This is a genomic window from Streptomyces sp. NPDC007346 (genome assembly GCF_040703535.1).
GTDB lineage: Bacteria > Actinomycetota > Actinomycetes > Streptomycetales > Streptomycetaceae > Streptomyces.
The window spans coordinates 129282-155892 of sequence record NZ_JBEYKR010000003.1 but is presented as its reverse complement, the minus strand read 5'-3'; the positions used below and the strand labels follow the sequence as shown (position 1 = coordinate 155892).

Sequence of the window (26611 nt, the reverse complement as noted above, 5' to 3'; positions counted from 1 at the left end):
GCCACGCCCGCTCCGCCCACGGCAGCCGCCACCGAGGAGCCGGCGCGCCCCGGACCGTCCGCCCCGGCCGCGACCGCCCAGGGCCCGATGACACCCGCCGACGAGATCACCCCGGCCACCGGGACCTTCACCCAGCGGCAGAAGGAGTACCTGGCGAACCGGGTGCCCCAGGGCATGGACCCGGCCGCCGTGCTCCAGACCGGCCAGGAGACCTGCGACAAGCTGCGCTACCTCGTCAAGGCCGACCGGGACACCGCCGTGGGCGCCATCGCCACCCAGGAGATCCCCGACGCGCCCGCCGCCGTGGCCGGGCTCTGCCCCCAGCACCAGGACCTGGTCGACGAGGCCGCGTACGCCTACACCGACGGCACCCACACCGGCAAGGCACTGCGGCCCGGCGTCTACCGCTCCGCCTCCCCCACCACCGACTGCTCGTGGCGGATCGAGGGGGCGGACGGGAGGGAGCTGGCCTCCGGCGCCTCCGACACGGGTGAGTCCCGGAGGATCACCGTCCCGAAGTCCGCCCGCACGTTCACCTCCACAGGCTGCTACGCCTGGCTGCCCGAAGGAGCCAAGGGATGACCGCTGGTAAGACGAAGCTGCCCATAGCCGTGGCGATCCCCACGAAGAACGAGGGCCTGAACATCGCCGAGGCGGTGAGATCGGTGCTCGGCCACTTCGAGGCGGTCGTCGTGGTGGACTCCCACAGCACCGACGACACCGTCAAGATCGCCGAGGAGTGCGGGGCCGAGGTGGTCACGTACACCTGGGACGGGGGCCACCCCCGGAAGAAGCAGTGGTGCCTGGAGAACGTCCGCACCGACCTGGACTGGATCCTGCTGCTCGACGGCGACGAGCGGCTGAGCCCCAGGCTGCTGGCCGAGTTGCGGGAGACCTTCCGCGATCCCTCCGCGCCGAAGCCCGCCGCGTACGACATCCCGCTCGGGTACTGGTTCTCGGGGAAGCGGCTGCGTCACGGATACACCATCCGCAAGCGGTCGTTGACCGACCGGACCCGCTGCCACTACCCGGAGGTCGGGGACCTGGACGCGCCGGGCATCGGCGAGGTGGAGGGGCACTACCAGCCGGTCGCGGCCACTGTGGGGACGCTGAAGCACCCCATCGAGCACCAGGATCTCGACCCGGTCACCGCCTGGTTCGAGCGCCACAACCGGTACTCGGACTGGGAGGCGTGGCTGGAGCACCACCCCCAGGTGAAGGAGCAGGTGCGCCAGGTCAAGTCGCGCCAGGGGCAGTTGTTCCACAAGGCGCCGTTCAAGCCGGTGGTGTCGTTCGCGTACATGTACCTCTACCGGCGGGGCTTCCTGGACGGCCGGGCCGGGTTCGACTTCGCGCTGGCGATGAGCTTCTACCGCTGGCAGATCGCCCTCAAGTCGCGGGAGAAGCCGCTGCGTTGACGGCTCGGTCGGGCCGCTCCCTCACCCTCGCCTCCGGCGGACCACGTCCTCGTAGGTCCGCCGGAGGGTGGTGGTGACGACCTCGATGGTGAAGTGGCCGTTCACCAGCTCCCAGGCGGCCTTGCCCGCCCGCTCGGCGGCCTCCGGCTCCAGCAGCTCCAGGATCGCGTCGGCGACCTTGCGGGCGTTGGCCGCGTCCTGGCCGACCCGGCTGTCGATGACCCGGCCCGCCCCGGCCTGCGCCACATCGGGCCCCAGGCCGCAGGTACGGGTGATGACGACCGGGGTGCCGACCGACATCGCCTCCAGGACCGATACGCCCAGGGGCTCCTCGATCGACGGCAGCACGTACACGTCGGCCTCCCGTCCGGCGGCGAGCACCTCCTCGTGGTCCAGCGGGCCCACCTGGTCCAGCGAGCCGGTCACGCCCAGCTTCCGGGCGAGCGCGAGGGTGCCCGGCAGCGCGCCGGTGTCCGGTCCGGCCAGCACGAAGCGGGCGTCCGGGTGGCGGGCGAGGACGTGCGGCATCGCGGCGACGAAGTCCTCGGGCCGCTTGCGCTCCTGGATCCGGGCGAGGAAGAGCACGGTGGGCGGCCGGCCGGGGTCGCGGGCGGGCTTGCGCTCCTGCGGGCGTACCCCGTTGACCAGCCGTACGGTGCGGGTGAGCGGGACGGGGGCGGCGACGGCGTTCACATCGATCCGCTCCGTCTCGGTCAGGTGCAGGACGGCGTCCGCCTCCCGCAGCACCTTGCGGACCCCGAGCAGGTCGGTGAGCTGGGCGGCCCTCTTCTCGGTGGGGTCGACCATGCCGTGGGTCTGGACGACCAGCGGCGTACGGGTCGCGAGCGCGAGCAGGGCGGCGGGCAGGGTCACCAGGTCCCGCATGAGGTGGACGTGTACGAGGTCGGCGCCGCGCATCATGCGGCGTGCGGTGCGCAGCAGCGCGGCGGAGGTGATGCCGCTGACCTCGAACATCGGGAGCAGGTGCCGGGCCTGGAAGAGGTGGGCCGGAACTCCCTCGACGTGGCCGGGCAGTTCGCCGCCGGGAAAGCCGTCGCCCAGGGCCATGACGCGGGCGTCGTCACCGGCGGCCCGCTGGACCTTGGACAGGTTGAGCGCCACCCGGGTCGGGCCGCCGAACGCGTGGTCCGGGGTGTGGAGCGTGACGACGTGCAGGATTTTCACCAGGGTTCCCCTCGACCTCGGCCAACTTTTCACAGCGTAGCCATCGCACCCCCTCAAGTGGGTTGATTCGTTAGAGTGTTGAGCGGTTCACTGAACGGGGGGCGCATGACGTCGGTGCACACGTCGGCGCACGGACCGGCAGGCGAGGCCCCCGCGCGTGCGGAGCGGTCCAAGGCCCCGGGCGGCCCCTTCGAGCCCCCCGAGCGGCCGATCGCCTGGGCGATGCTGTCGCGGGCCCTGTCGGTGCCGCTCATCCTGGGCCTGGTCTGCTTCCTGCCCGCGGTGATCGCCGCCCAGCCCGGCAGCGGGGTCCGGGACACGGCGTACTGGCTCCAGCTGGTCCTGACCTGCTATGCGGGCGCCCGGCTCTCGACGATGATCCTCTCCACCCGGCGGCGGCTGCTCCAGGGCGTCTTCTGGATGTTCGTGTACATCGCGATGGGGGTGGCTCCGTTCGCCCAGGTGGTGATCGGGCAGACGCCGACGCCGATGGTGGGGCCGCGCTCGGACCTGGTGACGGCCATCGCGATGATCCTGGTGGGGTGTGCCGCCTTCGACCTGGGGGCGCTGCTGGCCTCGCGGCGCCCGCTGCGGCGGCGTACGCCCTCCGCGCGGGGCTCGGGCGGCGGGCCGGCCCTGGCGCATCCGCTGCGGCTGCGGCTGCTGGTGCTGCTGGCGTTCGCGGCGAGCGGCTTCTACGTACTGAAGCTGGGCGGGCCCGCGGTCTTCTTCTCCAGCCGGCAGGAGATCAGCGAGACGGTGGCGGCGAGCGGGGTCGCCTCGGCCGAGTCGAACGTCGGCTCGGCGTTCCTGAAGGGCTTCGGCACGGTACCGGCGCTGCTGGCGCTGCTCTTCTACACCCGCCGCCTGGTGACCTCCTACCGGGCCCGCCGCACCCCGTCGACGGTGCTGGTGTGGGTTGCGCTCGCGGGGCTCAATCTGGTGGTCAACAACCCCGTCTCCAACGCCCGTTACTGGTTCCTGACAGTGCTGGTGTCGCTGCTGTTCACCGCGTTCCCCAGCAGCGCGGCGGTCTACCGCACGGTGCTGGCGACCGGGGTGGTGGGGGCGCTGGTGCTCTTCCCCTACGCGGACAAGTTCCGCTACGACGAGGAGGGCCAGAAGACCGTGCAGTCCGCCTCCGTCTTCGAGCCGCTGGCGACCAAGGACTACGACCAGACGGTGATGTTCGCCAACACCATCTCCTGGGTCGACGCCCGGGGCCACACCTACGGCCGCCAACTGGCGGGCTCCGCCCTGTTCTTCGTGCCGCGCGCGGTGTGGAGCGGGAAGCCGGAGGACACCGGGGTGCGGGTGGGGCAGTGGATGGGGATGCGGATGACCAACCTCTCGGCCCCGCTGTGGACCGAGATCTGGGTCGACTTCGGCGCGACCGGGATGATCGGCGGGATGGCACTGATCGGCTACGGGGCGGCCCGCACCGACCGCCGGTACGCTCTGGCCGTCACCCGGGCGGGGCCCGGACCCGCCGGCGTGCTGGCCATCGCCGCGCCGCTGATCGCCGGGTACACCTTCATCCTGCTGCGCGGCCCGCTCCTCCAGGCGGCGGGCAAACTGGCCATCGCCGCGCTGTGTCTGCTGCTGATCAGCACGTTCAGGGAGCAGAGGGCAGCGCGTCGGCGCTGAGGGCATCCCCCGGTGCCGGTGTGCGGCGGCGCAGCCGGGCCACCCGGATCCAAGTGGCGGCGGCCTTGCAGAGCGAGCCGAGGAAGAGCCCCCAGGCGGCGCCCGGGACGCCCCCGATGACGTAACCGCCCGCGAGGAAGACCACGGCGGTGAGCGAGAAGACCACCTGGATGGCGAGGGTGGTGCGCGGGTCGAGCATCCGCAGGGCGAGGAGCCCGCAGGTGCCGACGGCCATGGCCGCGTACTGGCTGCCGGTGGCGGGCAGCAGGGCGGCGGCCACGGGCCAGGTGTCGCCCAGGAGCCCGCGCCCGGCGCTGTCGGGGAGGAGGGCCAGGACGGTGGCCCAGGCTCCGGCGGTGGTGGCGAGGACGGCGGCGAGGGCGGCGGTGGCCCGCACCCGGCTGCGCTCGTCGGCGATCCGGCCCAGCAGCGGGGGGCCGAAGGAGGTGGCGGAGGTGAACAGCACGTTCAGCGGCCCGAACAGGGTGGTCGCCCCGCGCAGGGCGCCGACCAGGAGCGGGTTGCCGACGGCGCCGAGGCCGAGGACGGAGAGCTGGCTGGTCGCGTTGCCCACCCCGAACTCGACGGTGAACCGCTGCCCGAGGTGGCCGCGTCGGAGCATCGGCCGCAGCAGCAGCGGGGCCCCGGCGGTGGCGCGGTGGAGCAGGGCGGCGGAGAGCAGCAGGGCGGGCAGGGCGGAGAGGCCCCACAGGGCGATCAGGCGGGCGGGCGGGGCCCCGTACGCCTGCGTCCCGAGCGCGCCGAGGACGCAGGCCAGCCGCAACAGGTCGCAGAGCAGGGCGAGATGGGGCTGCTGGAGGGTGGAGAAGGCATACCGTGCGGCGTCCTGGCCCAGCACCACCGGCAGGACCGTGCCGAGCATCATCAGCGCCCGCGCGGTGTCCCCGGGGACGAGGACGCAGACGGCGGCCAGGAGCGCGCCGAACGCGGCGGCGGCGAGCACGGTGAAGGTGACGGCCGAGCGGCAGGCGCTCCGCGTCTCCTCGCCGCCGCCGCGTTTGAGGACCAGGGGCTGCCCGGTGTACGCGCCCGAGACGCCGAGCAGCACGGTGAAGACCAGGTAGACCGCGGAGAAGCGGGCGAAGTCGGCGACGGTGGAGAGCCGGGCGGCGGCGACCAGCACCAGGATGTTGGTGAGCGCCGCCACGCCCTGGTCCGCGACCGAGCACAGGACGGCCGTGCGGGCTCTCACCGCCGCGCCGCCGGGAGGGTCAGGGCGCGCAGGCCGAGGGTCTCGGTGGGGTCGCCCGTCAGCTCGGGCGCGCCCGGCCCGGCGGAGGGGGGCCCGCCGCTCCCGGTGCGGCGGCGGGCGGACTTGGGCCGGCGCTCCGAGCGCCTCAGCCGCCGCCTCCCCGGGTGGAGCAGGGCGCCCAGGACGGAGCCGCCGGAGGCGCCGATGATCTCGCGGATGCGCTCCAGGTCGCTGCGGTGCACCTCGCGCGGGTCGCAGACGACCATGACGCCCTCCACCCGGTCCACCAGGGCGACCGCGTCCGCGTAGGACAGGACGGGCGGGGCGAGGACGATGACGACGCCGCCGGGCCGGTCGGCCTCGGCGACGATGCGGCCGACCGGGGTGGAGGTGAGGGCGCGCGGCACGTTGTCGACCGTGGTCCCGGGGATCAGGGCGAAGGCGCCGGAGCCGGGGACGTCCACGTTGGAGCGGCCTCCGGTGGGCCAGCTGCCGTCGCCCTCCTCGGCGGCCCAGCGCGGCGGGCGGACCTCGTGCGCGGCGGGGCCCAGGGCGCGGGCGAGGGAGGGGGTGCGCAGGTCGGCCTCGACGAGCAGGACGTCGCGGCCCATCTCGGCGAAGGCGGCGGCCAGGTTGGCGGCGGCGGCCCCCGCTTCGGCGTTGTCGCCGCGCGGGGCGGTGACCAGCAGCCGGCGGCTCTCGGCGAACGAGGGGTCGTAGGCGAGCCGGAAGGCGACGGCCCGGTACTCCTCGGCGAGCCGGGAGCCGCTGCGGCCGATGGCCAGGACCGTGCCGGCGGCTCCGCGTTCGCGGGGCAGGGTGCCCAGCAGCGGGGCGCCGAGCGAGCGGACCAGCTCGCGGGTGGAGCGTACGGCGGGGTCGAAGACGAGCCGCACCCAGGAGAGCAGCAGCCCCAGCGCGAGGCCGACGACCCCGCCGAGGCCGAGCAGCAGGGGCAGGCCGGGGCCGGTGGGCGAGGTGGGGGCGACGGGCTTCTTGTTGAGGTAGCCGGGGGTGGTGTCCAGGGCCTTGAGCTCGGAGATCTTCCGGCTGAGCTCGGAGATGGAGACGATGATGTTGGCCCGCGCGCTGGAGACGTCGTTGTCCGCGCCCGCCCCGATCTGCTTCTCCAGCAGGTCGCGCTTCTCCTCCAGTGGGCCGAGCTGGGCCCGGTAGCCGTCGGACATGTTCGTGATGCTGTCCTCGGTGCGCGCCTTGCGGTGGGCCAGGTAGGCGCCCGCCAGGGCCTCGGCGCGGGCCCGGGACTGCTCGGGGGTGGCCCCGGTGTAGGAGAAGCGGAGGGTGAGGGTGTTGGGCGGGTTGGTGACCTGGAGACCGGTCAGGAGCTCACGGGCGGTGACGTCGTCGCCCTTCTTGAGGAGCGTGCCCGCCGCCAGGGTGCCGACGGTGTCGCTGACGGCGGTCTGGCGTTCGGAGCCGATGTTGATGCCCTTGTCGGCGCTGGCCCCGGCGGCGAACGGGTCGGAGATGGCGGAGCGGACCAGCACCTCGCCGGTGGCGGTGTAGGTGTCCTCGCCACTGAGGGCGAGGTAGCCGCCGCCGAGCAGCCCGATGACGACGCCGGCCGCCAGCAGCGCCCGGTAGCGCAGGAGTTGGCGGAACTGGTCGCGCAGGAGCGCCGGTTCGTCCTGGTCGTCCAGGACACGGTTGAGGGGGGTCATCGGGTCGGGCTCCCTTGTCCGTCCTGGAGGGCCTCGGTGAGCAGGGCGTCGAAGCGGGCGAGCCCGGCCTCCCGGCTCAGGTGGCGCGCCACGTACCGCGGCCCCTGGGCCCCCAGCGCGTCGGCCGTGGCCGGGTCGGCGGTCAGCTTCCGTACGGTCTCCAGCAGGGCGGCCGGGTCCTCGGGGGCGACGAGCACCCCGGCCCCCGAGCGGCGCACCTCGTCCGCGGTGCCGCCCTCGTCGGCCACGGAGGCGACGACCGGGCGGCCGGAGACGAAGTAGGAGGTGAGCTTGGAGGGGACGCTCATGTCGAGGACGGAGGCCCGCTGGGTCACCGCGAGGACGTCGGCGGCGGCGAGGATGTCGGTGAACTCCCCGGCCCCCGCCGGCTCCAGGAAGTCCACGTTGGGCAGGCCCTCGGCGCGGGCGCGCAGGGCGTCGCGCTGGTTGCCGTCGCCCATCAGGACCACCCGGACGTCCGGGGCCAGGCGGGCGGTGTCCACCAGGACGTCGAGGCCCTGCTTGAGGCCCATGTTCCCGGAGTGCAGCACGACGGGGGTGGCCGGGCTCCAGCCGAGCCGGGCCCGGGTTGCCGCCCGGTCGGCCGTGGGCCCGTGCACATGGGTCCAGTTGGGGACGAGCCGGATGCGTCCGGGGTCGACGCCGAGGGCGGTGACGCCGGGGACGAAGCTCTCGTGGATGACGCCGACGAGGGCGGCGCCGCTCAGCGCGTACCGCTCGGCCGCCGCGGCGAGGGCCGCCGCCCTGCCCCCGCCCCGGATGCCGCTCTGTGCGGCGGCCGCGCCCATCAGGTCCTGGACGACGGGAACGTACGGGACGCGGTGGCGGCGCGCGAGCCGGGCGCCGATGACACCGCCGGCGAGGCTCGGCATCTGCGAGATCACGGCGTCGGGTCTGCCCGGCGGGGGCGCGATCAGCCCGGTGGCCAGGACGCTCGCCTCGAACGCGGCGCGTTTCAGGGCGGTCTGACGGGGCGGTATGTAATGCCGTCGCCGGTGCACGCCGACGCCGCCGCGTAACTCCACCGTCCGCCACACGCTCCGGTACGCCTCGTCCAGCTGCCAGGACGGGTAGTGCGGCATTCCGGTGAGCGCCCTGACCCGGGCGCCCGACGCGGCCCAGTGCTCGGCGAGTTGAGTGGCGTACGGGCCTATGCCCGTGACCTCCGGCGCGTAGTTCGTCGAGACCACCAGAAGGCGGCGGTCGAGAAACGGCCTGTGCTTCTCGGCATCGGACATCGGACGATCGCCTTCCCCCCACGACAGCCGCCGCCCCCCGCGGGGGCAGCCCCCTGCCGAGCTTATCCGTTCACGGCTTGCACAAGTGTTCTTCACAGTAAGGTCGTTGGAACATCACCGGATCACATCGACCGTGGGGGGAGAGATACGGATGGTGCAGCACAGGGTGGGGTACGCGCCCGGGGTGTACGACCTGTTCCACGTGGGCCACCTCAACATCCTGCGGCACGCCCGCAGTCAGTGCGACTACCTGGTGGCGGGGGTCGTCTCGGACGAGATGGCCGCCCTGGCCAAGGGCCACACGCCCGTGATCCCGTTACGCGAACGGCTGGAGATCGTCCGCAGTGTGCGGTTCGTCGACGCCGCGTTCGTGGAGACCGTGCCGGACAAGGTCGAGACCTGGCAGCAGGTCCGGTTCGACGTGATCTTCAAGGGCGACGACTGGCGGGGCACGGAGAAGGGGAAGAAGCTGGAGCGCGACTTCGCCGAGGTCGGCGTGGAGGTCGTCTACTTCCCGTACACCGTGCACACGTCCAGCACCCAGCTGCGGCGGGCGCTGGACGTGCTCGTCAGCCGGGACGGAGCGCTCTCAGCTCCCTGAACCACTTGGCGAGGAAGGCCGCCAGGAACAGGGTGTGGACCACCGCGAGCACGGCGTACCCGGCCCGGAAGGCCCCGGGTGCGCCGAGCAGCAGGAACACCAGGCAGAACACCCCGTAGTCGGCGGGCAGCAGGACGATCGCCCGCACCCGCGAGGCCGGCGCGGCGGGCCCGGCCACCGTGGCCGCGGCCGGCGCGGTGGCCGCCGCCTTGCCGAGCTGTTCGCGCAGCAGCCCCGCGCAGAAGGTCAGCACGGCGGCCAGCTGGAAGCCCAGCGGCAGCAACAGCCATCCGTCGGACGGCAGTTCACCGAAGCGGTGGAAGGAGATCAGCACCGCGGTGTGGACGAGCAGCAGCTTGCCGCAGTCCACGACGTGGTCCAGCCATTCCCCGTCGGGGCCGCCCCGGCCGGTGAGCCGGGCGAGCTGACCGTCGGCGGAGTCGAAGGCGAAGCCGATGGCGAGCGCCGCGTAGACCGCGACGGCCAGCGTCCAGGACGGTTCGACGAGTGCCACCGCCGCGAGCGCGGAGTAGGTGAACAGCGCGCTGATCAGCGTTACTTGATTGGGCGTCAGCCCGGCCCGGTACGCGCCCGCCGCGAGCACCCGCCCGGCCGGGCGGTTCACGTACCGCGAGTAGAGCGAGACGCCCTTGGCGCTCTTCTGTGCGCCGCGCAGTTCGCGCAGCACTGTGCCCGTGCTTCCCATACGCCCCCCAGCGTCCGGCATTGCCCGCATCATGGCATGCGGGCACCGAGGCCGTGGCGTGATTGGCGGGGACGGAACGGTTTTGTGATCACGCGGCCGGGGCCGGCGGGCTACTTCTCCTCGGTGAGCTGCTCGTCCAGTTCGTCGAAGAGCAGCTCGTCGTGGTCCACCTGCCCGGTGCGGTAGGCGGAGCGGGCGACCAGGTGCGAGGCGACCGGGCTGGTGAGCATCTGGAAGAACCCGATGAGGGCGAGGGTGGCCAGGTCCATGCCGGTGCGCAGCCGCAGGGCGACCCCAGCCAGAACCAGGAGCATGCCCAGGATCTGGGGCTTGGTGGCCGCGTGGCTGCGGGAGAGGACGTCGGGCAGCCGCAGCATGCCGATCACCCCGAGCAGGCAGATCGCCGCGCCGATGAAGATCAGCACGGCACCGGCCGTGTCGACGATCTGGAGCCAGACGTTCACTGGGGGCCCTTCTGCGTGTCGCCGGTCTGTGAGGAGGGGGGCCGACCGATGCTTGGCCGGTCACGTACGGCGATGAAGCGGGCGATGCCCACCGATCCGGTGAAGCCCAGGAAGGCCAGCACCAACATGATCGGGAAGTAGAACGGGTCCCGGGCGAAGGCCGACTTGGCGGCCAGACCGGCGATGATCAGTGCGGCCAGCACATCCAGCGAGACCGCCCGGTCCAGCATGGAGGGCCCTCGCCAGATCCGGGTCAGCAGCAGGGCTCCGGCCACCAGGATCAGCACGACAGCGGCGATCAACAGGATGCGGTCGACCTGTTCGGGTGTGCTCACGGTGCGGGCCTCTCGGCGATGGGCTTCGGGGGCGGGGGCGGTTCGGCGACCCGGGCGATCTCGTCGCGGGTGCCGAAGGCCCGTACGGTCAGCTCCTCCAGCCGCCACACCTTGCGCCGGGCGGCTTCGAGCTCCTCGGGCACATCGGCGTCCAGGACGTGCAGGAAGACGGTGGCCGTGGCCCGGCGCACCTCGATGACGGAGCCGCCGGGCACGTTGGAGACGGAGACGGCGACAGCGGTGAGCATCAGATCGCTGCGGCAGCGCAGGGGGACGCCGATGACCGCCGCCTGGTGCGGCAGGCCGACGAAGATCTGCCGGGTGACCTTCACCCCGGAGGTGTACATGTCGTGGAGCAGGTACCCGGCCAGGTGGATGATGCCCCAGGGGTGCAGCCGCAGTCCGAGGTCGACCCGGGGCAGCGGGAAGGCCAGGCAGACGGCGACGGCCACGGCCACGCCGGTGATGACGTTGGCCAGGGTCAGGGTGGACCACAGCAGCACCCAGATGAGGGTGAGCCAGGCGATCAGCGGCAGGTCCAGCACTCGCCCTTTGCGGCCGAACTCGCAGCTGAGCGGCGGCAGGTCGGGGTCGCGGAACGAGAACCGCACATAACGGCTCACCGGCCGAGCACCTCCTCGATGTAGGGGGTCCGCTCAAGGAGTTCAGCGGCCGAGCGGTCGGTGTAGGCGGTGAGCGGGGCGGCGAGCACGGTGAAGGAGAGGCCGAGCACGATGGTCGCGGCGGTGGCCGCGGTCATGGGCCGGGGCAGCCGGCTGGTGGTGGTGACGTCCCGTGCGTGCAGGGTCGCGGCGACGGCGTGGCCCGCGGGGCGGTGCACCGGGTCGATGCCCTCGTCACCGGTGCCGGGGATGTTGTCGGGACCCTCGTCGGTGTCGTCGTCGGAGTCGTCCCCGGACTCCAGGACCGTGCCGACGGCCGCCTGGCCGGGCGGGGCGGCCCGCCAGAACGCCAGGTTCCAGACCTTGGCGGTCACGTACAGCGTCAGCAGGCTGGTGACGGCCGAGCCGATGACCAGGACCCAGGCCCAGGTGGAGCCGTCGGCGACGCCGGCGCGCATCAGCCCGAGCTTCCCGATGAAGCCGGAGAGCGGTGGGATGCCGGCGAGGTTCATCGCGGGGATGAAGAAGAGGATGGCGAGCATCGGGGCGGCTTTCGCCAGTCCGCCGAGCCGGGTCAGCTCCGTGGTGCCGCCCCGGCGTTCGATCAGCCCGGCGACCAGGAAGAGGGTGGTCTGGACGGTGATGTGGTGGACGACGTACACGATGGCGCCGCCGTACGCCTCACGGGTGGCCAGGCCGATGCCGAAGACCATGAAGCCGATGTGGCTGATCAGGGTGAACGAGAGCAGCCGCTTGAGGTCGGTCTGCGCGACCGCGCCGAGGATGCCGATGACCATCGAGGCCAGGGCGGCGGCCATCAGGAGATCGCCTATCCGGTTGCCCGGGAAGAGCAGGGTCTCGGTGCGCAGCATGCAGTAGACGCCGACCTTGGTGAGCAGCCCGGCGAAGACGGCGGTGACGGGCGCCGGGGCGGTCGGGTAGGAGTCCGGCAGCCAGGCCGCGAGGGGGAAGACGGCGGCCTTGATCGCGAAGACGGTGATCAGCATCGCCTGGATCAGGGTCTGCACGCCGATGGAGATCTCGGGCAGCCGCTGGGCGAGCTGCGCGAAGTTGACGGTCCCGGTGGCCGCGTACGTCATCGCGATGGCCGTGAGGAAGAGCATCGAGGAGAACAGCGAGATGACCACGTACGTGGAGCCCGCCCGCATCCGGGGGCCGGTGCCGCCGAGGGTGAGCAGCACGAAGCTGGCCACCAGCATGATCTCGAAGCCGACGAAGAGGTTGACGAGGTCGCCCGCCAGGAAGGTGCAGGAGACCCCCGCCACCAGGATCAGGTAGGCGGGGTGGAAGACGGCGACCGGTGTCTCCTTGTCCCGGTCGGTCATGCCCTGCCCGAGGGAGTAGACGAGCACGCAGAGCGTGACGGCCGAGGAGACGGTGAGCATCAGCCCGGAGAGCCGGTCGGCGACCAGGGTGATGCCGAGCGGCGGGGCGAAGTCGCCGAGGTGGACGGAGAGCGGGCCCTGCCGGTCGGCGGCGATCATCAGGATGACCGAGAGCGCGAGTACGGCGGTGAGTACGGCCACGCTGATGAAGCGCTGGAACCTTTTCAGGCGGGTGCCGAAGGTCAGGCTGAGTCCGGTGGCGCAGAGCGGCAGCAGCACCGGAAGCGGGACGAGCGCGTTCATCCGGTGGCTCCTCGTTCGTCGCGGGGGTATCGGTCGTCGGCCTTGGCGTCGCCGTCGCGTTCGTAGTCCTCCGGGTCTGCGCCGATGATGTCGTTCCAGAGGTCGCCGGAGGCGTCGCGGCCACGGGCCTGGCGGGCCCGGTCGGCGTGCAGCCGGTCGCGGAGCCGGCGGCGCTCCTCCCGGTAGCGTTCGCGCTCGCCCGCGGTGGGCTCGGCGCCCGAACGGAACTCCTCGCGCAGCTGGGCCCGCTCCCCCAGCACTTCGGCGCGGAGCACGATGCGCCGGTCCTCCAGGTCGTCGTGCACCTCGTCGGTGCCGGTGATCTGGTGGCTGCGGTAGGCCATGGAGAGCAGGAAGGCCGTGGTGCCGAGGGTGATGACGATGGCGGTGAGCGCGATGGCCTGCGGCAGCGGGTCGGTGACCTGGCGCAGGGAGACCCCGTACAGCAGCGGGGGCGCGCCGGCGGTTCCGGTCGCCGCGAGGATCAGCAGATTGATGCCGTTGCTCGCGATGACGGCCCCGAGCAGGATGCGGGTCAGCGGCCGGGTCAGCATGAGGATGCCGCCGACCGCGCAGAGCACCACGGCGGTGGTGAGGAGCGAGGCGCTGACGATCACTGGGGGGTTCCTCCCGCCTCGGGGCCGCCGGACGGGGTGAGGACGCCCGCGGCCCGTTCGATCTGTCGGTCGATCTTGGCGCCGAGGGCCCGCACGATGTCGAGGACGACACCGAGGACCAGCAGGTAGACGCCGAAGTCGAAGAGGAGGGGTGTGCTCATGTGGAAGTCGCCGAAGATCGGCAGATGGCCATGGTAGGTGAAGGCGTGCAACACGGTTCCGTCGATGAGGCCGAGGAGGCCGACCCCGGTGGAGATGAAGAGGCCGAGTCCGGTGAAGAGCCCTGGTTGCAGGGGTGCGGCCTCGGCCAGCTCGAAGCGGCCGCCCGCCAGGTAGCGGGTGATGAGGGCGACTCCGGCGACGAGTCCGGCGACGAAGCCGCCGCCCGGCATGTTCTCGGCGCAGAACAGCAGGTAGACCGAGAGGACCAGGATGGGGTGGAACAGCAGCCGGGCCACCACTTCGAAGACGATCGAGCGGTGCTCGGGGGCGAGGGTCGAACCTGCCGCCAGCCAGCTGCGCTCGGGGGCCACGTCGTCGCCCTGGGGCAGCCGCGCGGAGTGCTGCGCGGAGAGCGACCAGGCGGTACGGCCCTTGAGCTGGTCCTGGGCCATGGAGCCGTCGCTGCGGCGGTGCAGGTAGATGAGGCTGGTGACGCCGATCGCGGCGGCGGCCAGCACCGCGGACTCGCCCATGGTGTCCCAGGCACGCAGGTCGACGAGGATCGTGGCGACCACGTCCTTGTACCCGTGGTCCGCGACCTCCTGGACCATGGCGGCCCCGGCCGGTTCGGCGATGCGGGCGGCGGCGGCCACCCACACCGCGACGCCGATGGTGGCGGCCGCGGCGAGGGCGACCGGGACGCGCATGGCCCGCCGCCAGGGGGAGACGGTCTCCACGAAGTGCACCGGCATCCGGCGCAGCACCAGGACGAAGACGATCATCGCCACGGTCTCGACGCAGAACTGGGTGAGCGCCAGGTCGGGCGCGCCCTGGACCACGAAGAGCAGGGCGGTGCCGTAACCGGTCAGGCCGCCCAGGACGACGGCCTTCATCCGGCGCCGTACGGTCACGCAGAGGAGAGCGGCGGCGCAGGTCAGTACGGCGACGGCCCCCTGGAGCGGGTTGTCCCAGACCCGGGGGGCGACGGCGCCCTGCCACGGCTGGTCGGTGATGAGCACGGCGAGCTGCCCGCCGAGCATCACCAGGAGCGTGGTGGCCAGGTACACCGAGAGGGAGCCGCGCTGGATGAAGCCGGTGACCTGGAGGGCCAGGCGCTCCTGGCCGAGCAGCAGATGGCCGAAGACGCTGTCGGCGGTGGGCCAGGCGACGCGGCGGGAGATCTTGGTGACGGTGGAGCGCCCGAGGAAGAGGGCGACGCCTGCCCCCCAGGCGAGCGCCGACAGGAGCAGGGCGACGCCGAACCCGTGCCAGAGGGAGAGGTGGTAGGGGTGCTCGGAGGCGGGGTAGGTGTCGGCGTACGCGCCCAGCAGCCGGTCGGTCAGCCCGACACCGGGGCCGAGGACCAGGCCGACGGCGGCGAGCAGGGCGGGCGGGGCGAGGAAGCCCCAGCCCACGCTGTGTACGGGGGTGTCGGGGACGCCGGGCTTGCGGGCGAAGGCGCCCCAGACGAACCGTAGCGTGTACGCGGTGGTCAGCGCCGAGCCCACGACGACGACGGCCAGCGCCCACCGGTCGGCGGCGGAGCCGTGCAGCAGCGCCTCGAACGCGGCCTCCTTGGCGGCGAAGCCGAGCAGGGGCGGCAGGGCGGCCATGGAGGCGGCGGCGAGCACGGCGACGGCGGTGACGTACGGCAGGGAGCGGCCGACCCCGGAGAGCTTGCGCAGGTCGCGGGTGCCGGTGGCGTGGTCGACGATGCCGGTGACGAGGAAGAGCGGCGCCTTGAACAGGGCGTGGCCGAGGATCATGGCGGCGGCGGCGAGGGCCGCGTCCCGGTTGCCGGTCCCCGCGAGCAGGGTGAGGAAGCCGAGCTGGCTGACGGTCCCGTAGGCGAGGACGAGCTTGAGGTCGTTCAGGCGCAGCGCCCGCCAGCCGCCGAGCAGCATGGTCGCGCCGCCGAGCACGAGGATGACGGGTTTCCACACGGGTACGTCGGCGAAGGCCGGGGAGAGCCGGGCGACCAGGTAGACCCCGGCCTTGACCATCGCGGCGGCGTGCAGATAGGCGCTGACCGGGGTCGGCGCGGCCATCGCGTTCGGCAGCCACATGGAGAACGGCCAGATCGCGGACTTCGACAGCGCCCCGCACAGGATCAGGACGAGGGCGACGGAGACGGCGAGGGTCGCCTCGGGCGGGTCGGCGACGATCGTGGAGATCCGGTACGTCCCGGCGGCCTGACCGACGATCAGGAAGCCGACCAGCATCGCGAGGCCGCCGAGCGTGGTGACCGTCAGCGCCTGGAGCGCGGAGCGGCGACTGTGCCGGTGTTCGCTGCCGTGGCCGATCAGCAGGTAGGAGAAGACCGTGGTCAGCTCCCAGAACACGTAGAGCGTGATCAGGTCGTCGGCGAGGACCAGCGCGAGCATCGCGCCCGCGAAAGCAAGGAGGTTCCCGGCGAATCGCCCCAATTGCGGCGTGTCGTCGCGGAAATAGGAGGCGCAGTAGAGCAGGACGAGCCCGCCGACCCCGGTGGCCAGCAGGACCATCAGGGTGGCCAGCGCGTCCAGGCGCAGATCCAGCGAGACGTCGTACGTCGGGATCCACTGCCAGGACCAGGCGACCGCGTCACCGGACGCGGCGGTGTCCCATTGGGTGAACGCCCAGACGGTGGCGGCGATCGGGGGCAGCGCGAGCACGAGGAAGGCACGCCTGCCGAGCCGGTGTACCAGCGGGCCTGCGCAGGCTGCCAGCACGAAGTGACAGATGATGAGGGCGATCACAGAGGAGTGTCCGGGTTAGAGGGCGGGTCAACCGGAATGAAGAGCACTAGGTAGAAATATATCTTCCCAGCTTGTTCACCCGTCCGGCGCGCCGCCCACTGCCCCACCCTGCGGTGGTGTGAGGTCTTTTCAGCAGTTTCATCGATTCAAGGCTTTTCATCCGTTTCGGGCGCGCCGGGGCCGCCGTCCGGAGCTCGGATGGCTCAGGGCAGGACGGCGATCCCGTCGATCTCGACCATCGCCTGTTCGTCCCAGAGCCGGGCCACCCCGATGACCGCCATCGCCGGGTAGTCGCGTCCGGCCAGCCGGCGCCAGGTCCGGCCCAGTTCGGCGGCGTGGGACCGGTAGTCGGCCACATCGGTGGCGTACACCGTGACGCGGGCCAGGTCGGCGGGGGCCCCGCCCGCCGCGTGCAGGGCGGTGAGCAGGTTGGTCAGCGCGGTGGCGAACTGCTCGGGCAGGGTGGCGCCGACGACCTTGCCGTCCGGGTCGAGGGCGGTCTGCCCGGCCAGGAAGACCAGGTGGCTTCCGGTGGCGACGACGGCGTGCGAGAAGCCGGCGGGCGGGGAGAGGTCGGCCGGGTTGATCCGGTGGGACGGGCTCATACGGGCGGCTCCTGGGTGTGGGGCGCGGATTCGGGCGCGTACGGCTCCTGGGCGGGAGGCGCGGATTCGGGCGCCGCCGCCGCGGTCGCGTACAGCTCCTTGGCGATGATGGCGCGCTGCACCTCGCTTGCGCCCTCGTAGATCCGGGGCGCGCGGACCTCGCGGTAGAGGTGTTCGAGCAGGTGGCCGCGGCGCAGGGCGCGGGCGCCGTGCAGCTGGACGGCGGTGTCGACGACGTACTGCGCGGTCTCGGTGGCGTACAGCTTGGCCATCGCGGCGCGGCGCGGCACGCCGCTCTCCCCCGCGTCGTACGCGGCGGCCGCCGCGTACACCAGGAGGCGGGCCGCCTCGGTGCGGGTGGCCATCTCGGCGACCTGGTGGGAGACGGCCTGGAGGTCGCTGAGGGGGCCGCCGAACGCGGTGCGGCGGGCGGTGTGGGCCACGGTGGCGTCGAGGGCGGCGCGGGCCATCCCGACAGCGAAGGCGCCGACGCTGGGGCGGAAGAGGTTGAGGGTATCCATCGCGACCCGGAAGCCCCGGTCCCGCTCGCCCAGGACGTCGTCGGCGGTGACCGGTACGCCGTCGAACTCCAGGGTGCCGATGGGGTGCGGGGAGAGCATGTCGAGGGCGGAGCCGGTGAGTCCGGGGCGGTCGGAGGGGACGAGGAACGCGGTGATCCCGCGCGAGCCGGCGCCGGGTGTGGTGCGGGCGAAGACGGTGGCGAAGTCGGCCTCGGGGGCGTTGGAGATCCAGCACTTCTCGCCGGTGAGCCGCCAGCCGCCCTCGGCCGGCTCGGCGGCCAGGCTCAGGGCGCCGGCGTCGGACCCGGCGCCCGGCTCGCTCAGGGCGAAGGCCGCGACCGCCCGCCCGGCCCGGACCTCGGGGAGCCAGCGCGCGCGGTGGGCGGGGGTGCCGGCCTGGACGAGGGGGGTGGTGCCGAGGCCCTGGAGGGCGAGCGCGGTCTCGGCCTCCGTGCAGCCCCGGGCCAGGGACTCCCGCAGCAGGCACAGGTCCAGCGCGCCGGAGCCGAACAGCCTGTCCAGCAGGCCCAGCTCGCCTAGGGCGGCCAGCAGCGGGCGGTTGACACGGCCGGGCTCCCCCTTCTCCGCCAGGGGGCGCAGCTGCCGCTCGGCGAGGGTGCGCAGCTCTTCGCACCAGGCGGTTTGTTCCGGTTCGAGGGAGAATGCCGTCATGGCGGCGCCTCTCTTGTCGCGTCTCGGGGCATCTCTTCGCGGTGCGTCGCACGTCATGTCTTATCGCGGACCGTTGACTACCGTCACTCAAACGATACGCTCCAGAGGCGACAAGGGGGCGATCCTTCATGGAGCCGAATACCTCGCCGAACACGCCCACAGCCGCCGACGACGCGTCCGTACGTGTCCCCGGCGCGCATCCCGAGCGATCCGAGCGCGTCGCCGGTGCCCGTCCCGAGCGCGTCCCCGGCGCGCACACCGACACGTTCGCACGCGACCATCTCCCACCGCCTGAGCAGTGGCCGGAGCTGCTCCTGGACCATCCCGGGCCGCGCTACCCCGACCGGCTGAACTGCGGGTACGAGCTGCTGGACCGCACGGTCCAGGAGCGGGGCCCCGACCGCCCCGCGCTGCGCTCCGGCGACGGGGAGCTGTGGAGCTACGGCGAACTGCGGGAGACCGTGGACCGCATCGCCCATGTGCTCACCGACGACCTGGCCGTGGTGCCCGGCAACCGGGTGCTGCTGCGCGGGCCCACCACACCGTGGCTGGCCGCCTGCTGGCTCGCCGTCATGAAGGCGGGCGCGGTCGCGGTGACCGTGCTGGCGCAGGCGCGCGCGAGCGAACTGGCCACCATCTGCTCGCTGGCCCGGGTGAGCCACGCGCTGTGCGACGCCCGCTCGGCCGAGGAGCTGGCGAAGGCGGCGGACCTGGTGACGGCGGACGTGGGCGGCGTGCGGACGGTCCTGTTCGGCGGGGACGGCCCCGACGACCTGACCCGCCGCGCGGCCGCGCACGCCGGCTCCGGCCCCTACCGGGCGGTCGACACGGCCGCCGACGAGGTCGCGCTGATCGCGTTCACCTCGGGGACCACCGGGCGCCCCAAGGGCTGTATGCACCTCCACCGGGACCTGCTCGCCGTCGCCGACACCTTCTCCCGCCAGGTGCTGCGCCCCGTCGCCGACGACGTGTTCGCGGGCAGCCCGCCGCTCGGCTTCACCTTCGGCCTGGGCGGTCTGCTGGTCTTCCCGCTGCGCGCGGGGGCCTCGGCGCTGCTGCTGGAGCAGGCCGGGCCGCGGCACCTGCTGCCCGCGCTGGTCCGGCACCGGGTCTCGGTGCTGTTCACGGCGCCGACGGCGTACCGCACGATGCTCGGCCAACTGGACGGCCACGACCTCTCGGCGCTGCGCCGCTGCGTGTCGGCCGGGGAGAACCTGCCCGCGGCGACCTGGCAGGCCTGGTTCGAGGCGACCGGACTGCGCATCATCAACGGCATCGGCGCCACCGAGCTGCTGCACATCTTCATCTCGGCCGCCGACGACGACATCCGGCCGGGCACCACCGGCCTCCCCGTGCCGGGCTGGCAGGCCAAGGTGGTCGACGAGCACGGTGAGGAGCTGCCCGACGGCGAACCGGGGCTGCTCGCCGTACGCGGGCCGGTCGGCTGCCGCTACCTCGCCGACCCCCGGCAGAGGGAGTACGTCCGCCACGGCTGGAACATGACCGGCGACACGTTCGTCCGCGACCCGGACGGCTACTTCCGTTACGTGGCCCGCGCCGACGACATGATCATCTCCTCCGGCTACAACATCGCGGGCCCCGAGGTGGAGGACGCCCTGCTCCGCCACCCGGAGGTCGCGGAGGCGGCCGTGGTGGGCCGGGCCGACGAACTGCGCGGCGAGATCGTGGAGGCGCACGTGGTGCTGGCGCAGGGCTCGGAGCAGACGGCCGACTCGCTGCGCGCGCACATGAAGGCCTGCCTGGCCCCGCACAAGTGCCCGCGCGCCTTCGTCTTCCGCTCCTCGCTCCCCCGCACCGCGACCGGCAAACTCCAGCGGTTCCTGCTGCGGGAGGACTCCACCTAGAGTGATCACGTGGCTGAGCTGCGCACCCCCCGTTCCCTGATCGTCACGCTGTACGGCGCCTACGGCCGCCCACCGGACAACGCCCCGTTCGCGGTGGCGGAGCTGATCCGGCTGCTGCACGCCGTGGGCGTCGACGCCCCTTCCGTACGCTCCTGCGTCTCACGGCTGAAGCGGCGCGGGCTGCTGGTCGCCGCGCGGGCGGCGGACGGCTCGGCGGGGTACGCCCTGTCGCCGGACGCCCGCCAGCTGCTCGACGACGGCGACACGCGGATCTACGGCCGCCCCTCGCACCGGCAGGCCGACGGCTGGGTCCTCGCGGTCTTCTCCGTCCCCGAGGCCGAGCGCAACAAGCGCCACCTGCTGCGCTCCCGGCTGGCCCGCCTCGGCTTCGGCACGGCGGCCCCCGGGGTGTGGATCGCCCCGGCCGGCCTCTACGAGGAGACCCGGCACACCCTGGAACGGCTCGAACTCGCCCCGTACGTCGACCTGTTCCGCGGCGAGCACCTCGGCTTCGCGGCGACCGCCGAGTCGGTGGCCCGCTGGTGGGACCTGGACGCGGTGGCCCGCCTCCACCGGGACTTCCTGGAGCTGCACGAACCGGTGCTCCGGGAGTGGGAGTCGGCTCCGCGGACCGAGGAGGGCCCCCGCCCGCAGGAGGCCTACCGGGACTACCTGCTGGCCCTGGACTCCTGGCGCCGGCTCCCCTACGCGGACCCGGGGCTGCCCGGGGAGCTGCTGCCCAGGGGCTGGCCGGGCGGCCGCTCGGCGGAGGTCTTCGGCAAGCTGCACGAGCTGCTGCGGGAGGCGGGAGAGCGGTACGTCCGGGGGTGAGGGGTGCGCGAGGGTGCCGGGTGCCGGTGCGCGAGGGCGCGGGGTGCGGGGCCAACGCCGTCTACGACCTGCCCGAGGGGCGTCCCGCGTGGAAGGTGCCGCCTCTGCGCCTGGGCCTGCCCGTGGTACCGACGGCCTCGGCCGGGCCGCTGCCGGGTGAGCGCCCGCGCGGAAGTCACTCCAGCCTGAGCCGGGGCTTCGGCTCGTCCGTGCGGCCGGTGGGCGGGGGGCGGCTGCCGGCACCGTACGGGAGGGGCCAGGGCGCGCCCGGTCCGGTGTAGCCCTGCTCGGCCGCCGCGTGGAGGGTCCAGTGCGGGTCGTACAGATGGGGGCGGGCCAGGGCGCAGAGGTCGGCGCGGCCCGCCAGGAGCAGGGAGTTGACGTCGTCCCAGGAGGAGATGGCCCCGACCGCGATGACCGGGACGTCCACGGTGTTGCGGATCCGGTCCGCGAACGGGGTCTGGTAGGAGCGGCCGAACTCGGGGCGCTCCTCGGACACCACCTGGCCGGTGGAGACGTCGATGGCGTCGGCCCCGTGGGCGGCGAAGGCGCGGGCGATCTCCACGGCGTCCTCGGCGTCGGTGCCGCCCTCGGCCCAGTCGGTGGCGGAGATCCGCACGGTCATCGGGCGCCCCGCGGGCCAGACTTCGCGGACGGCGTCGAAGACTTCGAGGGGGAAACGGAGGCGGCTGCCCAGCGGGCCGCCGTAGGCGTCGGTGCGGCGGTTGGTGAGCGGGGAGAGGAAGCCGGAGAGCAAGTAGCCGTGGGCGCAGTGGAGTTCGAGGAGGTCGAAGCCGGAGTCGGCGGCGCGGCGGGCCGCCCGCACGAACTGGTCGCGGATGGAGGCCAGTTGGGCCGGGCCGAGCTCCTGCGGGATCTGGCTGACGCCGGGGGTGTACGGGATCGGAGAGGCGGCGCCCAGCGGCCAGTTGCCGTCCTCCAGGGGCTGGTCGATGCCCTCCCACATCAGCTTGGTGGAGCCCTTGCGGCCGGAGTGGCCGAGCTGGACGCCGATCGCCGCGCCGGGGGCCGAGGTGTGGACGAAGTCGGTGATCCGGCGCCAGGCGGTGGCCTGTTCGTCGGTCCACAGCCCCGTGCAGCCGGGGGTGATGCGGCCCTCGGGGCTGACGCAGACCATCTCGGTCATGGTGAGCCCGGCTCCGCCGAGCGCGCGGGCGCCGAGGTGGACGAGGTGGAAGTCGCCGGGGAGCCCGTCGGTGGCCGAGTACATGTCCATGGGTGAGACGACGACGCGGTTGCGCAGGTGGAGGCCGCGCAGCCGCAGCGGGGTGAACATCGGCGGGGTGGCGGGCGGGCAGCCGAACTCCTCCTCGACGGCGGCGGTGAAGGAGGCGTCGCGCAGCCGCAGGTTGTCGTGGGTGACCCGGCGGCTGCGGGTGAGCAGGTTGAAGGCGAAGCGGCGGGGCGGCTGGTCGACGTAGGTCGCCAGCTCCTCGAACCAGCGCAGGCTGGCGGCGGCGGCCCGCTGGGTGGAGGCGACGACCGGGCGGCGCTCGGCCTCGTACGCGGCCAGCGCGGCGGGCAGGTCCGGCTGTTCCTCGATGGAGGCGGCCAGCGTGAGGGCGTCCTCGACGGCCAGTTTGGTGCCGGAGCCGATGGAGAAGTGCGCGGTGTGGGCGGCGTCCCCGATGAGGACCGTGTTCCCGTGCGACCAGCGGGAGTTGGTGACCGTACGGAAGGTGAGCCAGCTGGAGCGGTTGGCGCGCAGGGGCCTGCCGCCCAGGGCCTCGGTGAAGAACTCGGCGCAGCGGGTGGTGGCTCGGGCCGCGTCGCAGGCGTCGAGTCCGGCGGCGCGCCACACCTCCTCGCGCATCTCGACGATGACGGTGGAGGCGTCGGGCGCGTACGGGTAGGCGTGCACCTGCATGACGCCGTAGGGGGTTTCGGCGATCTCGAAGCGGAAGGCGTCGAGTGCGAAGTCGGCGGCGAGCCAGATGTAGCGGTTGCGGTGCTCGGTGACGGCCGGGCCGAAGGCGTCCGCGTGCGCCTCGCGGGTGGTGCTGTGCACCCCGTCGGCGGCGATGACCAGGTCGTGGCGGGCGGCGAGCTCGGCGGCGGGCGGGGCCTGGGTGCGGAAGCGCAGGTCGACGCCGAGTGCGGCGCAGCGCTCGTGCAGGATCTCCAGCAGGCGGCGGCGCCCGAGGGCGGCGAAGCCGTGGCCGCCGGAGGTGTGGGTGCGGCCGCGGTGGACGATGTCGATGGTGTCCCAGCGGACGAACTCGGCCCTCAGCGCCCGGTGGACCTCCGGGTCGGCGTGCTCGATACCGCCGAGGGTCTCGTCGGAGAGGACGACGCCGAAGCCGAAGGTGTCGTCGGGGGCGTTGCGCTCGTACACCGTGATGGCGCGGGCCGGGTCGAGCCGCTTGAGCAGGGCCGCCGCGTAGAGGCCGCCGGGCCCGCCGCCGATGACCGCGATCCGCCGCACGGGGGACGGGGCGGCGGTCCGCCGCGGCGGTCCGTCGGTGGCCGTCGCGCCGGCCGGTTCGCTGCCGCGCGCCACCGCTACCGCCCCCGCCACTTCGGCGGCCGCTTCTCGGTGAAGGCGGCGTGGAACTCCGCGTAGTCCTCGCCGTGCATCAGGAGGGCCTGGGTGTTGGCGTCCAGCTCCACGGAGGCGGCGAGCGGCATGTCCAGTTCGGCGGTGAGCAGCGCCTTGGTCTGGGCGAGGGCGAGCGCCGGGCCGTCGGCGAGGCGGCGGGCCAGCCCGGCGGCGCGGGCGTCGGCCTGCCCCTCCTCGGCCAGCTCGCTGATCAGCCCGATCCGCTCCGCCTCGGGGGCGCGCACGGTGTCGCCGAGCATGAGCAGCCGGGTGGCGTGGCCGAGGCCGACGACCCGGGGCAGGAGGTAGGCGGCGCCCATGTCCCCGCCGGAGAGGCCGACCCGGGTGAAGAGGAAGGCGAAGCGGGCGGAGGGGTCGGCGACCCGGAAGTCGGCGGCGAGGGCGAGCACGGCTCCGGCTCCGGCGGCGACGCCGTGGACGGCGGCGACGACCGGGAAGGGGCACTCGCGCAGGGCCCGTACGACCTGGCCGGTCATCCGGTTGAACTCCAGGATCGCGGCGGTGTCCATGGCGAGGGTGGCGCCGATGATCTCGTCGACGTCGCCGCCGGAGCAGAAGCCGCGCCCCTCACCGGCCAGGACGAGGGCGCGCGCGGAGCGTTCCCGGGTCAGCTCGGCGAGCAGGTCGCGCAGATCGGCGTAGGCGCCGAAGGTGAGGGCGTTGAGTTTCTCGGGGCGCTCCAGTGTGACGGTCACCACACCGTCGTCCCGGGTGATCCGGAGATGGCGCCACTCCTCGACGTGCGGGGCGGAGCTGGGAAACGAGCTCATGAAGGGGGTCCCTTCAGCATGCGGGCGGGTTGCCGACCGTGCGCGGGTCGCGTTCCACCACCGAAGTTATCACTCATATGTGACTGTCGTCACGAGATCGCGATACGCCGACCGTGAGACCGTTGTGGCGAAAGTCCCGTTTGCGCCGGTCGACCGCCTCTATGGCCAGGGCCGCGCGGTTCGTAAGGTTGACCCCAGGAAGTCTCGATACGCGATGCCGATGAGTCGAGTGAGTCGAGAAGCCGCGACGACAGGTCGACAGACCCCGATGACGAGTCGAGTGACCACGATGAGTCGAGAAGTCCCGCTACAAGGAAGATCCGCTCCCGAACGGAACCCCGCCGTGCCGCCCGATGTCCCCGTTCCCGCCTCCTGGCGTATCGCCCTGCCGCACTCCACGGCAGCCGTGCCGATCGCCCGTGCCCTCGTCCGTACGGCCCTGTCCAACATCGACGCCCCGGCGGACACCGACACCGCCGAGCTGCTCACGGCCGAGCTGGTGGCCAACGCGGTCGAGCACACGATGAGCAGCGAGCCGATCGAGCTGGTCGTGGAGCTGCTGCCCACCGGCTGCCAGGTCGAGGTGCACGACCACGACCCCGCTCCGCCCGGTGACCTCTCCCGTCCGCGGCCCGGCTACGAGGTCGACCCCTGGCAGGAGTACGGCCGCGGCCTGCTGCTGATCCGCACCCTCAGCTCCGCCTGCGGTCACCGCACCACGGAGCACGGCAAGGCGGTCTGGTTCACGCTTCCGGCGATACCGTCCCAGCCGGGTCCCTCTCCGGAGAGCTGACCAGCCGGGACCGCCTCCGCCCGTAACAGGCGTAGAGCAGCGAACCGGCGGCGAGGAAGACCGCGAACTGGAGCCAGGTCGTCCAGCCGGTCCCGTACATCAGATACAGGCAGAACACGACGCCGAGCAGCGGGCTCACCGGGTAGAGCGGCACCCGGAAGGTGCGCTCCAGCCCGGGGTCGCGGCGGCGGAGCACCACGACGGCGACGTTGACCGCGACCATGGTGGCGAGCGTGCCGATGGTCGTCAGGTTGACGACGACGTCCAGCGGGACGAACGCGGCAGGGACGGCGAAGACGCAGGCCACGATCCAGGTGTTGGCGACCGGGGTGTGGGTCCTGGGCGAGACGCGCTCGAAGATCCGCGGGATCAGCCCGTCGCGGGACATCGACATCAGGATGCGGGTCTGCCCGTACATGACGGCGAGTACCACCGAGGCGATGGCGACGACCGCGCCGAAGGCGACGATGCCGCCGCCCACCGTCGAGTCGGTGACCTGGTTGACGACGAGCGAGAGGGCCGCGGGCTTGTCGGAGACGGCGTCCGCGCCGAGCGCGCCGATGGCCGAGAGCGCCACCGCGCAGTACAGCAGCGTGACGACGCCGATGCAGACCAGGATGGCGATGGGGATGTTCCGGCGGGGGTTCTTGACCTCTTCGCCGGCGGTGGTGATGGCGTCGAAGCCGATGTACGAGAAAAACGCCAGCGAGGCGCCCGCCGTGATCCCGCCGAGCCCGTGGCCCGCGAACGGCACGAGGTTGTCGTCCTGGTACGCGGTGAACGCGATCACGCAGAACGCCAGCAGGATGCCGATCTTCAGGACCGCCATGGTGGCCGTCGCGCCGGCGCTCTCCCGGACGCCGCGCACCAGCAGGGCAGCGGCCATGGCGATCACGACGACCGCCGGGAGGTTGATCACGCCGCCGTCGCCGGGTCCGGCGGAGACGGCGGCGGGCAGCTCCCAGCCGGTCAGGCTGTTCAGCAGCTCGTTGACGTACTGGCTCCAGCCCACCGCGACCGCGGAGACCGAGACGCCGTACTCCAGCATCAGGCACCAGCCGACGAGGAACGCCGTGCGCTCGCCCAGGGCGGCGTACGCGAAGGAGTACGAGCTCCCCGAGACCGGGATGGCGCTGCCCAGCTCCGCGAAGGAGAGGGCGGTGAAGATGCAGGTGATCGCGGCCAGGACGAACGAGATGACGACGGCGGGACCGGCCTCGGCGACGGTGTCGGAGAGGCCGACGAAGATGCCGGTGCCCACGATGGCCCCGACGCCGAAGCAGACGAGCTGGAAGAGGCCCATCGTCCGCTTGAGGCCGTGGCCCTCCAGGTCGCCGCCGGACTCGGCGATGAGCATCTCGGGGCTCTTGCGGCGCAGGCCGGGCCGGGAGAGGCCGGGACGCTTCGGGGTGCCGGGGGGCGGCAGGCCGGGGCTCATGCGGACGTTCTCTTCTCTGGTGGTGCAGTGGGGGGACGGTCCCGTCCGCGCGGGGGCGGCACGGGAAAGGGGTTCGGGCCGGGGCCTGTCGTCAGACTGACGACGGCAGTCTGACGACAGGCCCCGGCCCGAACCCCGCCAAGAGGCGACATCGTAGCCACCTCGGCGCATGTTCACCCAATCGGGTGTATGAGCATGCGAACCCCCACCCGGTAGGCGTACCGGAGGGCCCTCCG

At 72.9% G+C, this 26611-nt stretch carries 23 protein-coding genes; 7 read left to right on the top strand and 16 right to left on the bottom strand.

Going from position 1 to position 26611, the window contains the following annotated elements; all coding sequences use genetic code 11:
* On the top strand, positions 1-582 hold a 582-nt coding region (locus AB0917_RS02110; protein WP_366817514.1), incomplete at its 5' end, for a hypothetical protein.
* Positions 579-1418 carry a glycosyltransferase family 2 protein gene (locus tag AB0917_RS02105; RefSeq protein ID WP_366817513.1) on the top strand — a complete coding sequence of 280 codons (840 nt, stop codon included), beginning with the start codon at positions 579-581 and terminating at the stop codon, positions 1416-1418. The genes AB0917_RS02110 and AB0917_RS02105, both read left to right, overlap by 4 nt.
* 21 nt (positions 1419-1439) lie before the next feature.
* Here AB0917_RS02105 and AB0917_RS02100 read toward each other — a convergent pair whose 3' ends face one another.
* Positions 1440-2603 (bottom strand): glycosyltransferase, encoded by a 1164-nt coding sequence (locus AB0917_RS02100; RefSeq protein ID WP_366817512.1) that lies wholly within the window; start codon positions 2601-2603, stop codon positions 1440-1442.
* Between the two features lie 105 nt (positions 2604-2708).
* Here AB0917_RS02100 and AB0917_RS02095 point away from each other — a divergent pair, with 105 nt between their 5' ends.
* Positions 2709-4250, top strand: a complete 1542-nt coding sequence (locus AB0917_RS02095) for a hypothetical protein (protein ID WP_366817511.1) — start codon at positions 2709-2711, stop codon at positions 4248-4250.
* Here the strand turns inward: AB0917_RS02095 and AB0917_RS02090 are convergent.
* Genes AB0917_RS02090 through AB0917_RS02080 form a run of 3 tightly spaced genes read right to left on the bottom strand, consistent with a single transcriptional unit; the run spans position 4219 to position 8404 of the window.
* Positions 4219-5463 carry a hypothetical protein gene (locus AB0917_RS02090; RefSeq protein WP_366817510.1) on the bottom strand — a complete coding sequence of 415 codons (1245 nt, stop codon included), beginning with the start codon at positions 5461-5463 and terminating at the stop codon, positions 4219-4221. The genes AB0917_RS02095 and AB0917_RS02090 overlap by 32 nt on opposite strands.
* Entirely contained in the window at positions 5460-7145 is a 1686-nt protein-coding gene (locus tag AB0917_RS02085) for a lipopolysaccharide biosynthesis protein (protein WP_366817509.1), read from the bottom strand. The genes AB0917_RS02090 and AB0917_RS02085 overlap by 4 nt, the downstream gene beginning before the upstream one ends.
* Entirely contained in the window at positions 7142-8404 is a 1263-nt protein-coding gene (locus AB0917_RS02080; RefSeq protein WP_366817508.1) for a glycosyltransferase, read from the bottom strand. The genes AB0917_RS02085 and AB0917_RS02080 overlap by 4 nt, the downstream gene beginning before the upstream one ends.
* Before the next feature lie 151 nt (positions 8405-8555).
* Between AB0917_RS02080 and AB0917_RS02075 the strand changes: the two genes are divergently transcribed.
* The gene (locus AB0917_RS02075) at positions 8556-9005 is read left to right on the top strand and encodes an adenylyltransferase/cytidyltransferase family protein (RefSeq protein ID WP_015612087.1); all 450 of its coding nucleotides are present in this window, start codon (positions 8556-8558) and stop codon (positions 9003-9005) included.
* Here the strand turns inward: AB0917_RS02075 and AB0917_RS02070 are convergent.
* From AB0917_RS02070 to AB0917_RS02030, 9 genes are all read right to left on the bottom strand, one after another.
* Complete coding sequence (locus AB0917_RS02070) at positions 8974-9711, bottom strand: CDP-alcohol phosphatidyltransferase family protein (protein WP_366817507.1); 738 nt, start codon at positions 9709-9711, stop codon at positions 8974-8976. The two genes, AB0917_RS02075 and AB0917_RS02070, sit on opposite strands and share 32 nt — an antisense overlap.
* A 110-nt stretch (positions 9712-9821) precedes the next feature.
* Complete coding sequence (gene mnhG, locus AB0917_RS02065; RefSeq protein WP_366817506.1) at positions 9822-10175, bottom strand: monovalent cation/H(+) antiporter subunit G; 354 nt, start codon at positions 10173-10175, stop codon at positions 9822-9824.
* On the bottom strand, positions 10172-10510 hold the full coding sequence (locus tag AB0917_RS02060) for a monovalent cation/H+ antiporter complex subunit F (protein WP_366817505.1): 339 nt from the start codon (positions 10508-10510) through the stop codon (positions 10172-10174). The genes mnhG and AB0917_RS02060 overlap by 4 nt, the downstream gene beginning before the upstream one ends.
* Complete coding sequence (locus tag AB0917_RS02055; protein ID WP_366817504.1) at positions 10507-11133, bottom strand: Na+/H+ antiporter subunit E; 627 nt, start codon at positions 11131-11133, stop codon at positions 10507-10509. Before AB0917_RS02055 ends, AB0917_RS02060 begins: the two co-directional genes overlap by 4 nt.
* Positions 11130-12782: a Na+/H+ antiporter subunit D gene (locus AB0917_RS02050; protein WP_366817503.1), complete on the bottom strand. Its 1653-nt coding sequence runs from the start codon at positions 12780-12782 to the stop codon at positions 11130-11132. The genes AB0917_RS02055 and AB0917_RS02050 overlap by 4 nt, the downstream gene beginning before the upstream one ends.
* A complete protein-coding gene (locus AB0917_RS02045; RefSeq protein WP_366817502.1) occupies positions 12779-13399 on the bottom strand; it encodes a Na(+)/H(+) antiporter subunit C in 621 nt (206 codons plus the stop codon). The genes AB0917_RS02050 and AB0917_RS02045 overlap by 4 nt, the downstream gene beginning before the upstream one ends.
* On the bottom strand, positions 13396-16299 hold the full coding sequence (locus tag AB0917_RS02040; RefSeq protein ID WP_366817501.1) for a Na+/H+ antiporter subunit A: 2904 nt from the start codon (positions 16297-16299) through the stop codon (positions 13396-13398). The genes AB0917_RS02045 and AB0917_RS02040 overlap by 4 nt, the downstream gene beginning before the upstream one ends.
* A 203-nt stretch (positions 16300-16502) precedes the next feature.
* Complete coding sequence (locus tag AB0917_RS02035) at positions 16503-16904, bottom strand: RidA family protein (RefSeq protein WP_366817500.1); 402 nt, start codon at positions 16902-16904, stop codon at positions 16503-16505.
* Positions 16901-18097, bottom strand: a complete 1197-nt coding sequence (locus tag AB0917_RS02030) for an acyl-CoA dehydrogenase (protein WP_366817499.1) — start codon at positions 18095-18097, stop codon at positions 16901-16903. Before AB0917_RS02030 ends, AB0917_RS02035 begins: the two co-directional genes overlap by 4 nt.
* A 128-nt stretch (positions 18098-18225) precedes the next feature.
* Between AB0917_RS02030 and AB0917_RS02025 the strand changes: the two genes are divergently transcribed.
* Together AB0917_RS02025 and AB0917_RS02020 are read left to right on the top strand one after the other, a co-directional pair.
* The gene (locus AB0917_RS02025) at positions 18226-19962 is read left to right on the top strand and encodes an AMP-binding protein (RefSeq protein WP_366817498.1); all 1737 of its coding nucleotides are present in this window, start codon (positions 18226-18228) and stop codon (positions 19960-19962) included.
* 9 nt (positions 19963-19971) lie between these two features.
* On the top strand, positions 19972-20793 hold the full coding sequence (locus AB0917_RS02020; protein WP_366817497.1) for a PaaX family transcriptional regulator C-terminal domain-containing protein: 822 nt from the start codon (positions 19972-19974) through the stop codon (positions 20791-20793).
* A gap of 175 nt (positions 20794-20968) precedes the next feature.
* Here the strand turns inward: AB0917_RS02020 and AB0917_RS02015 are convergent, their stop codons facing one another.
* On the bottom strand, positions 20969-23239 hold the full coding sequence (locus AB0917_RS02015) for a bifunctional salicylyl-CoA 5-hydroxylase/oxidoreductase (RefSeq protein WP_366817520.1): 2271 nt from the start codon (positions 23237-23239) through the stop codon (positions 20969-20971).
* Between the two features lie 77 nt (positions 23240-23316).
* Positions 23317-24144, bottom strand: coding sequence for an enoyl-CoA hydratase family protein (locus tag AB0917_RS02010; protein ID WP_366817496.1), 828 nt, complete (start codon positions 24142-24144; stop codon positions 23317-23319).
* A 343-nt stretch (positions 24145-24487) separates the two neighbouring features.
* Here AB0917_RS02010 and AB0917_RS02005 point away from each other — a divergent pair, with 343 nt between their 5' ends.
* A complete protein-coding gene (locus tag AB0917_RS02005) occupies positions 24488-24937 on the top strand; it encodes an ATP-binding protein (protein ID WP_366817495.1) in 450 nt (149 codons plus the stop codon).
* Here the strand turns inward: AB0917_RS02005 and AB0917_RS02000 are convergent.
* Positions 24888-26375, bottom strand: coding sequence for an amino acid permease (locus AB0917_RS02000; protein WP_366817494.1), 1488 nt, complete (start codon positions 26373-26375; stop codon positions 24888-24890). The genes AB0917_RS02005 and AB0917_RS02000 overlap by 50 nt on opposite strands.
* Positions 26376-26611: the final 236 nt, after the last annotated feature.

What these genes read in the sequence shown, in the direction of transcription:
- AB0917_RS02105 (WP_366817513.1), top strand. Translation starts at nt 579, where the DNA reads ATGACCGCTGGTAAGACGAAGCTGCCCATAGCCGTGGCGATCCCCACG.
- AB0917_RS02095 (WP_366817511.1), top strand. Translation starts at nt 2,709, where the DNA reads ATGACGTCGGTGCACACGTCGGCGCACGGACCGGCAGGCGAGGCCCCC.
- AB0917_RS02085 (WP_366817509.1), bottom strand. Translation starts at nt 7,145, where the DNA reads ATGACCCCCCTCAACCGTGTCCTGGACGACCAGGACGAACCGGCGCTC.
- AB0917_RS02080 (WP_366817508.1), bottom strand. Translation starts at nt 8,404, where the DNA reads ATGTCCGATGCCGAGAAGCACAGGCCGTTTCTCGACCGCCGCCTTCTG.
- AB0917_RS02075 (WP_015612087.1), top strand. Translation starts at nt 8,556, where the DNA reads ATGGTGCAGCACAGGGTGGGGTACGCGCCCGGGGTGTACGACCTGTTC.
- AB0917_RS02070 (WP_366817507.1), bottom strand. Translation starts at nt 9,711, where the DNA reads ATGGGAAGCACGGGCACAGTGCTGCGCGAACTGCGCGGCGCACAGAAG.
- AB0917_RS02050 (WP_366817503.1), bottom strand. Translation starts at nt 12,782, where the DNA reads ATGAACGCGCTCGTCCCGCTTCCGGTGCTGCTGCCGCTCTGCGCCACC.
- AB0917_RS02035 (WP_366817500.1), bottom strand. Translation starts at nt 16,904, where the DNA reads ATGAGCCCGTCCCACCGGATCAACCCGGCCGACCTCTCCCCGCCCGCC.
- AB0917_RS02030 (WP_366817499.1), bottom strand. Translation starts at nt 18,097, where the DNA reads ATGACGGCATTCTCCCTCGAACCGGAACAAACCGCCTGGTGCGAAGAG.
- AB0917_RS02025 (WP_366817498.1), top strand. Translation starts at nt 18,226, where the DNA reads ATGGAGCCGAATACCTCGCCGAACACGCCCACAGCCGCCGACGACGCG.
- AB0917_RS02010 (WP_366817496.1), bottom strand. Translation starts at nt 24,144, where the DNA reads ATGAGCTCGTTTCCCAGCTCCGCCCCGCACGTCGAGGAGTGGCGCCAT.
- AB0917_RS02000 (WP_366817494.1), bottom strand. Translation starts at nt 26,375, where the DNA reads ATGAGCCCCGGCCTGCCGCCCCCCGGCACCCCGAAGCGTCCCGGCCTC.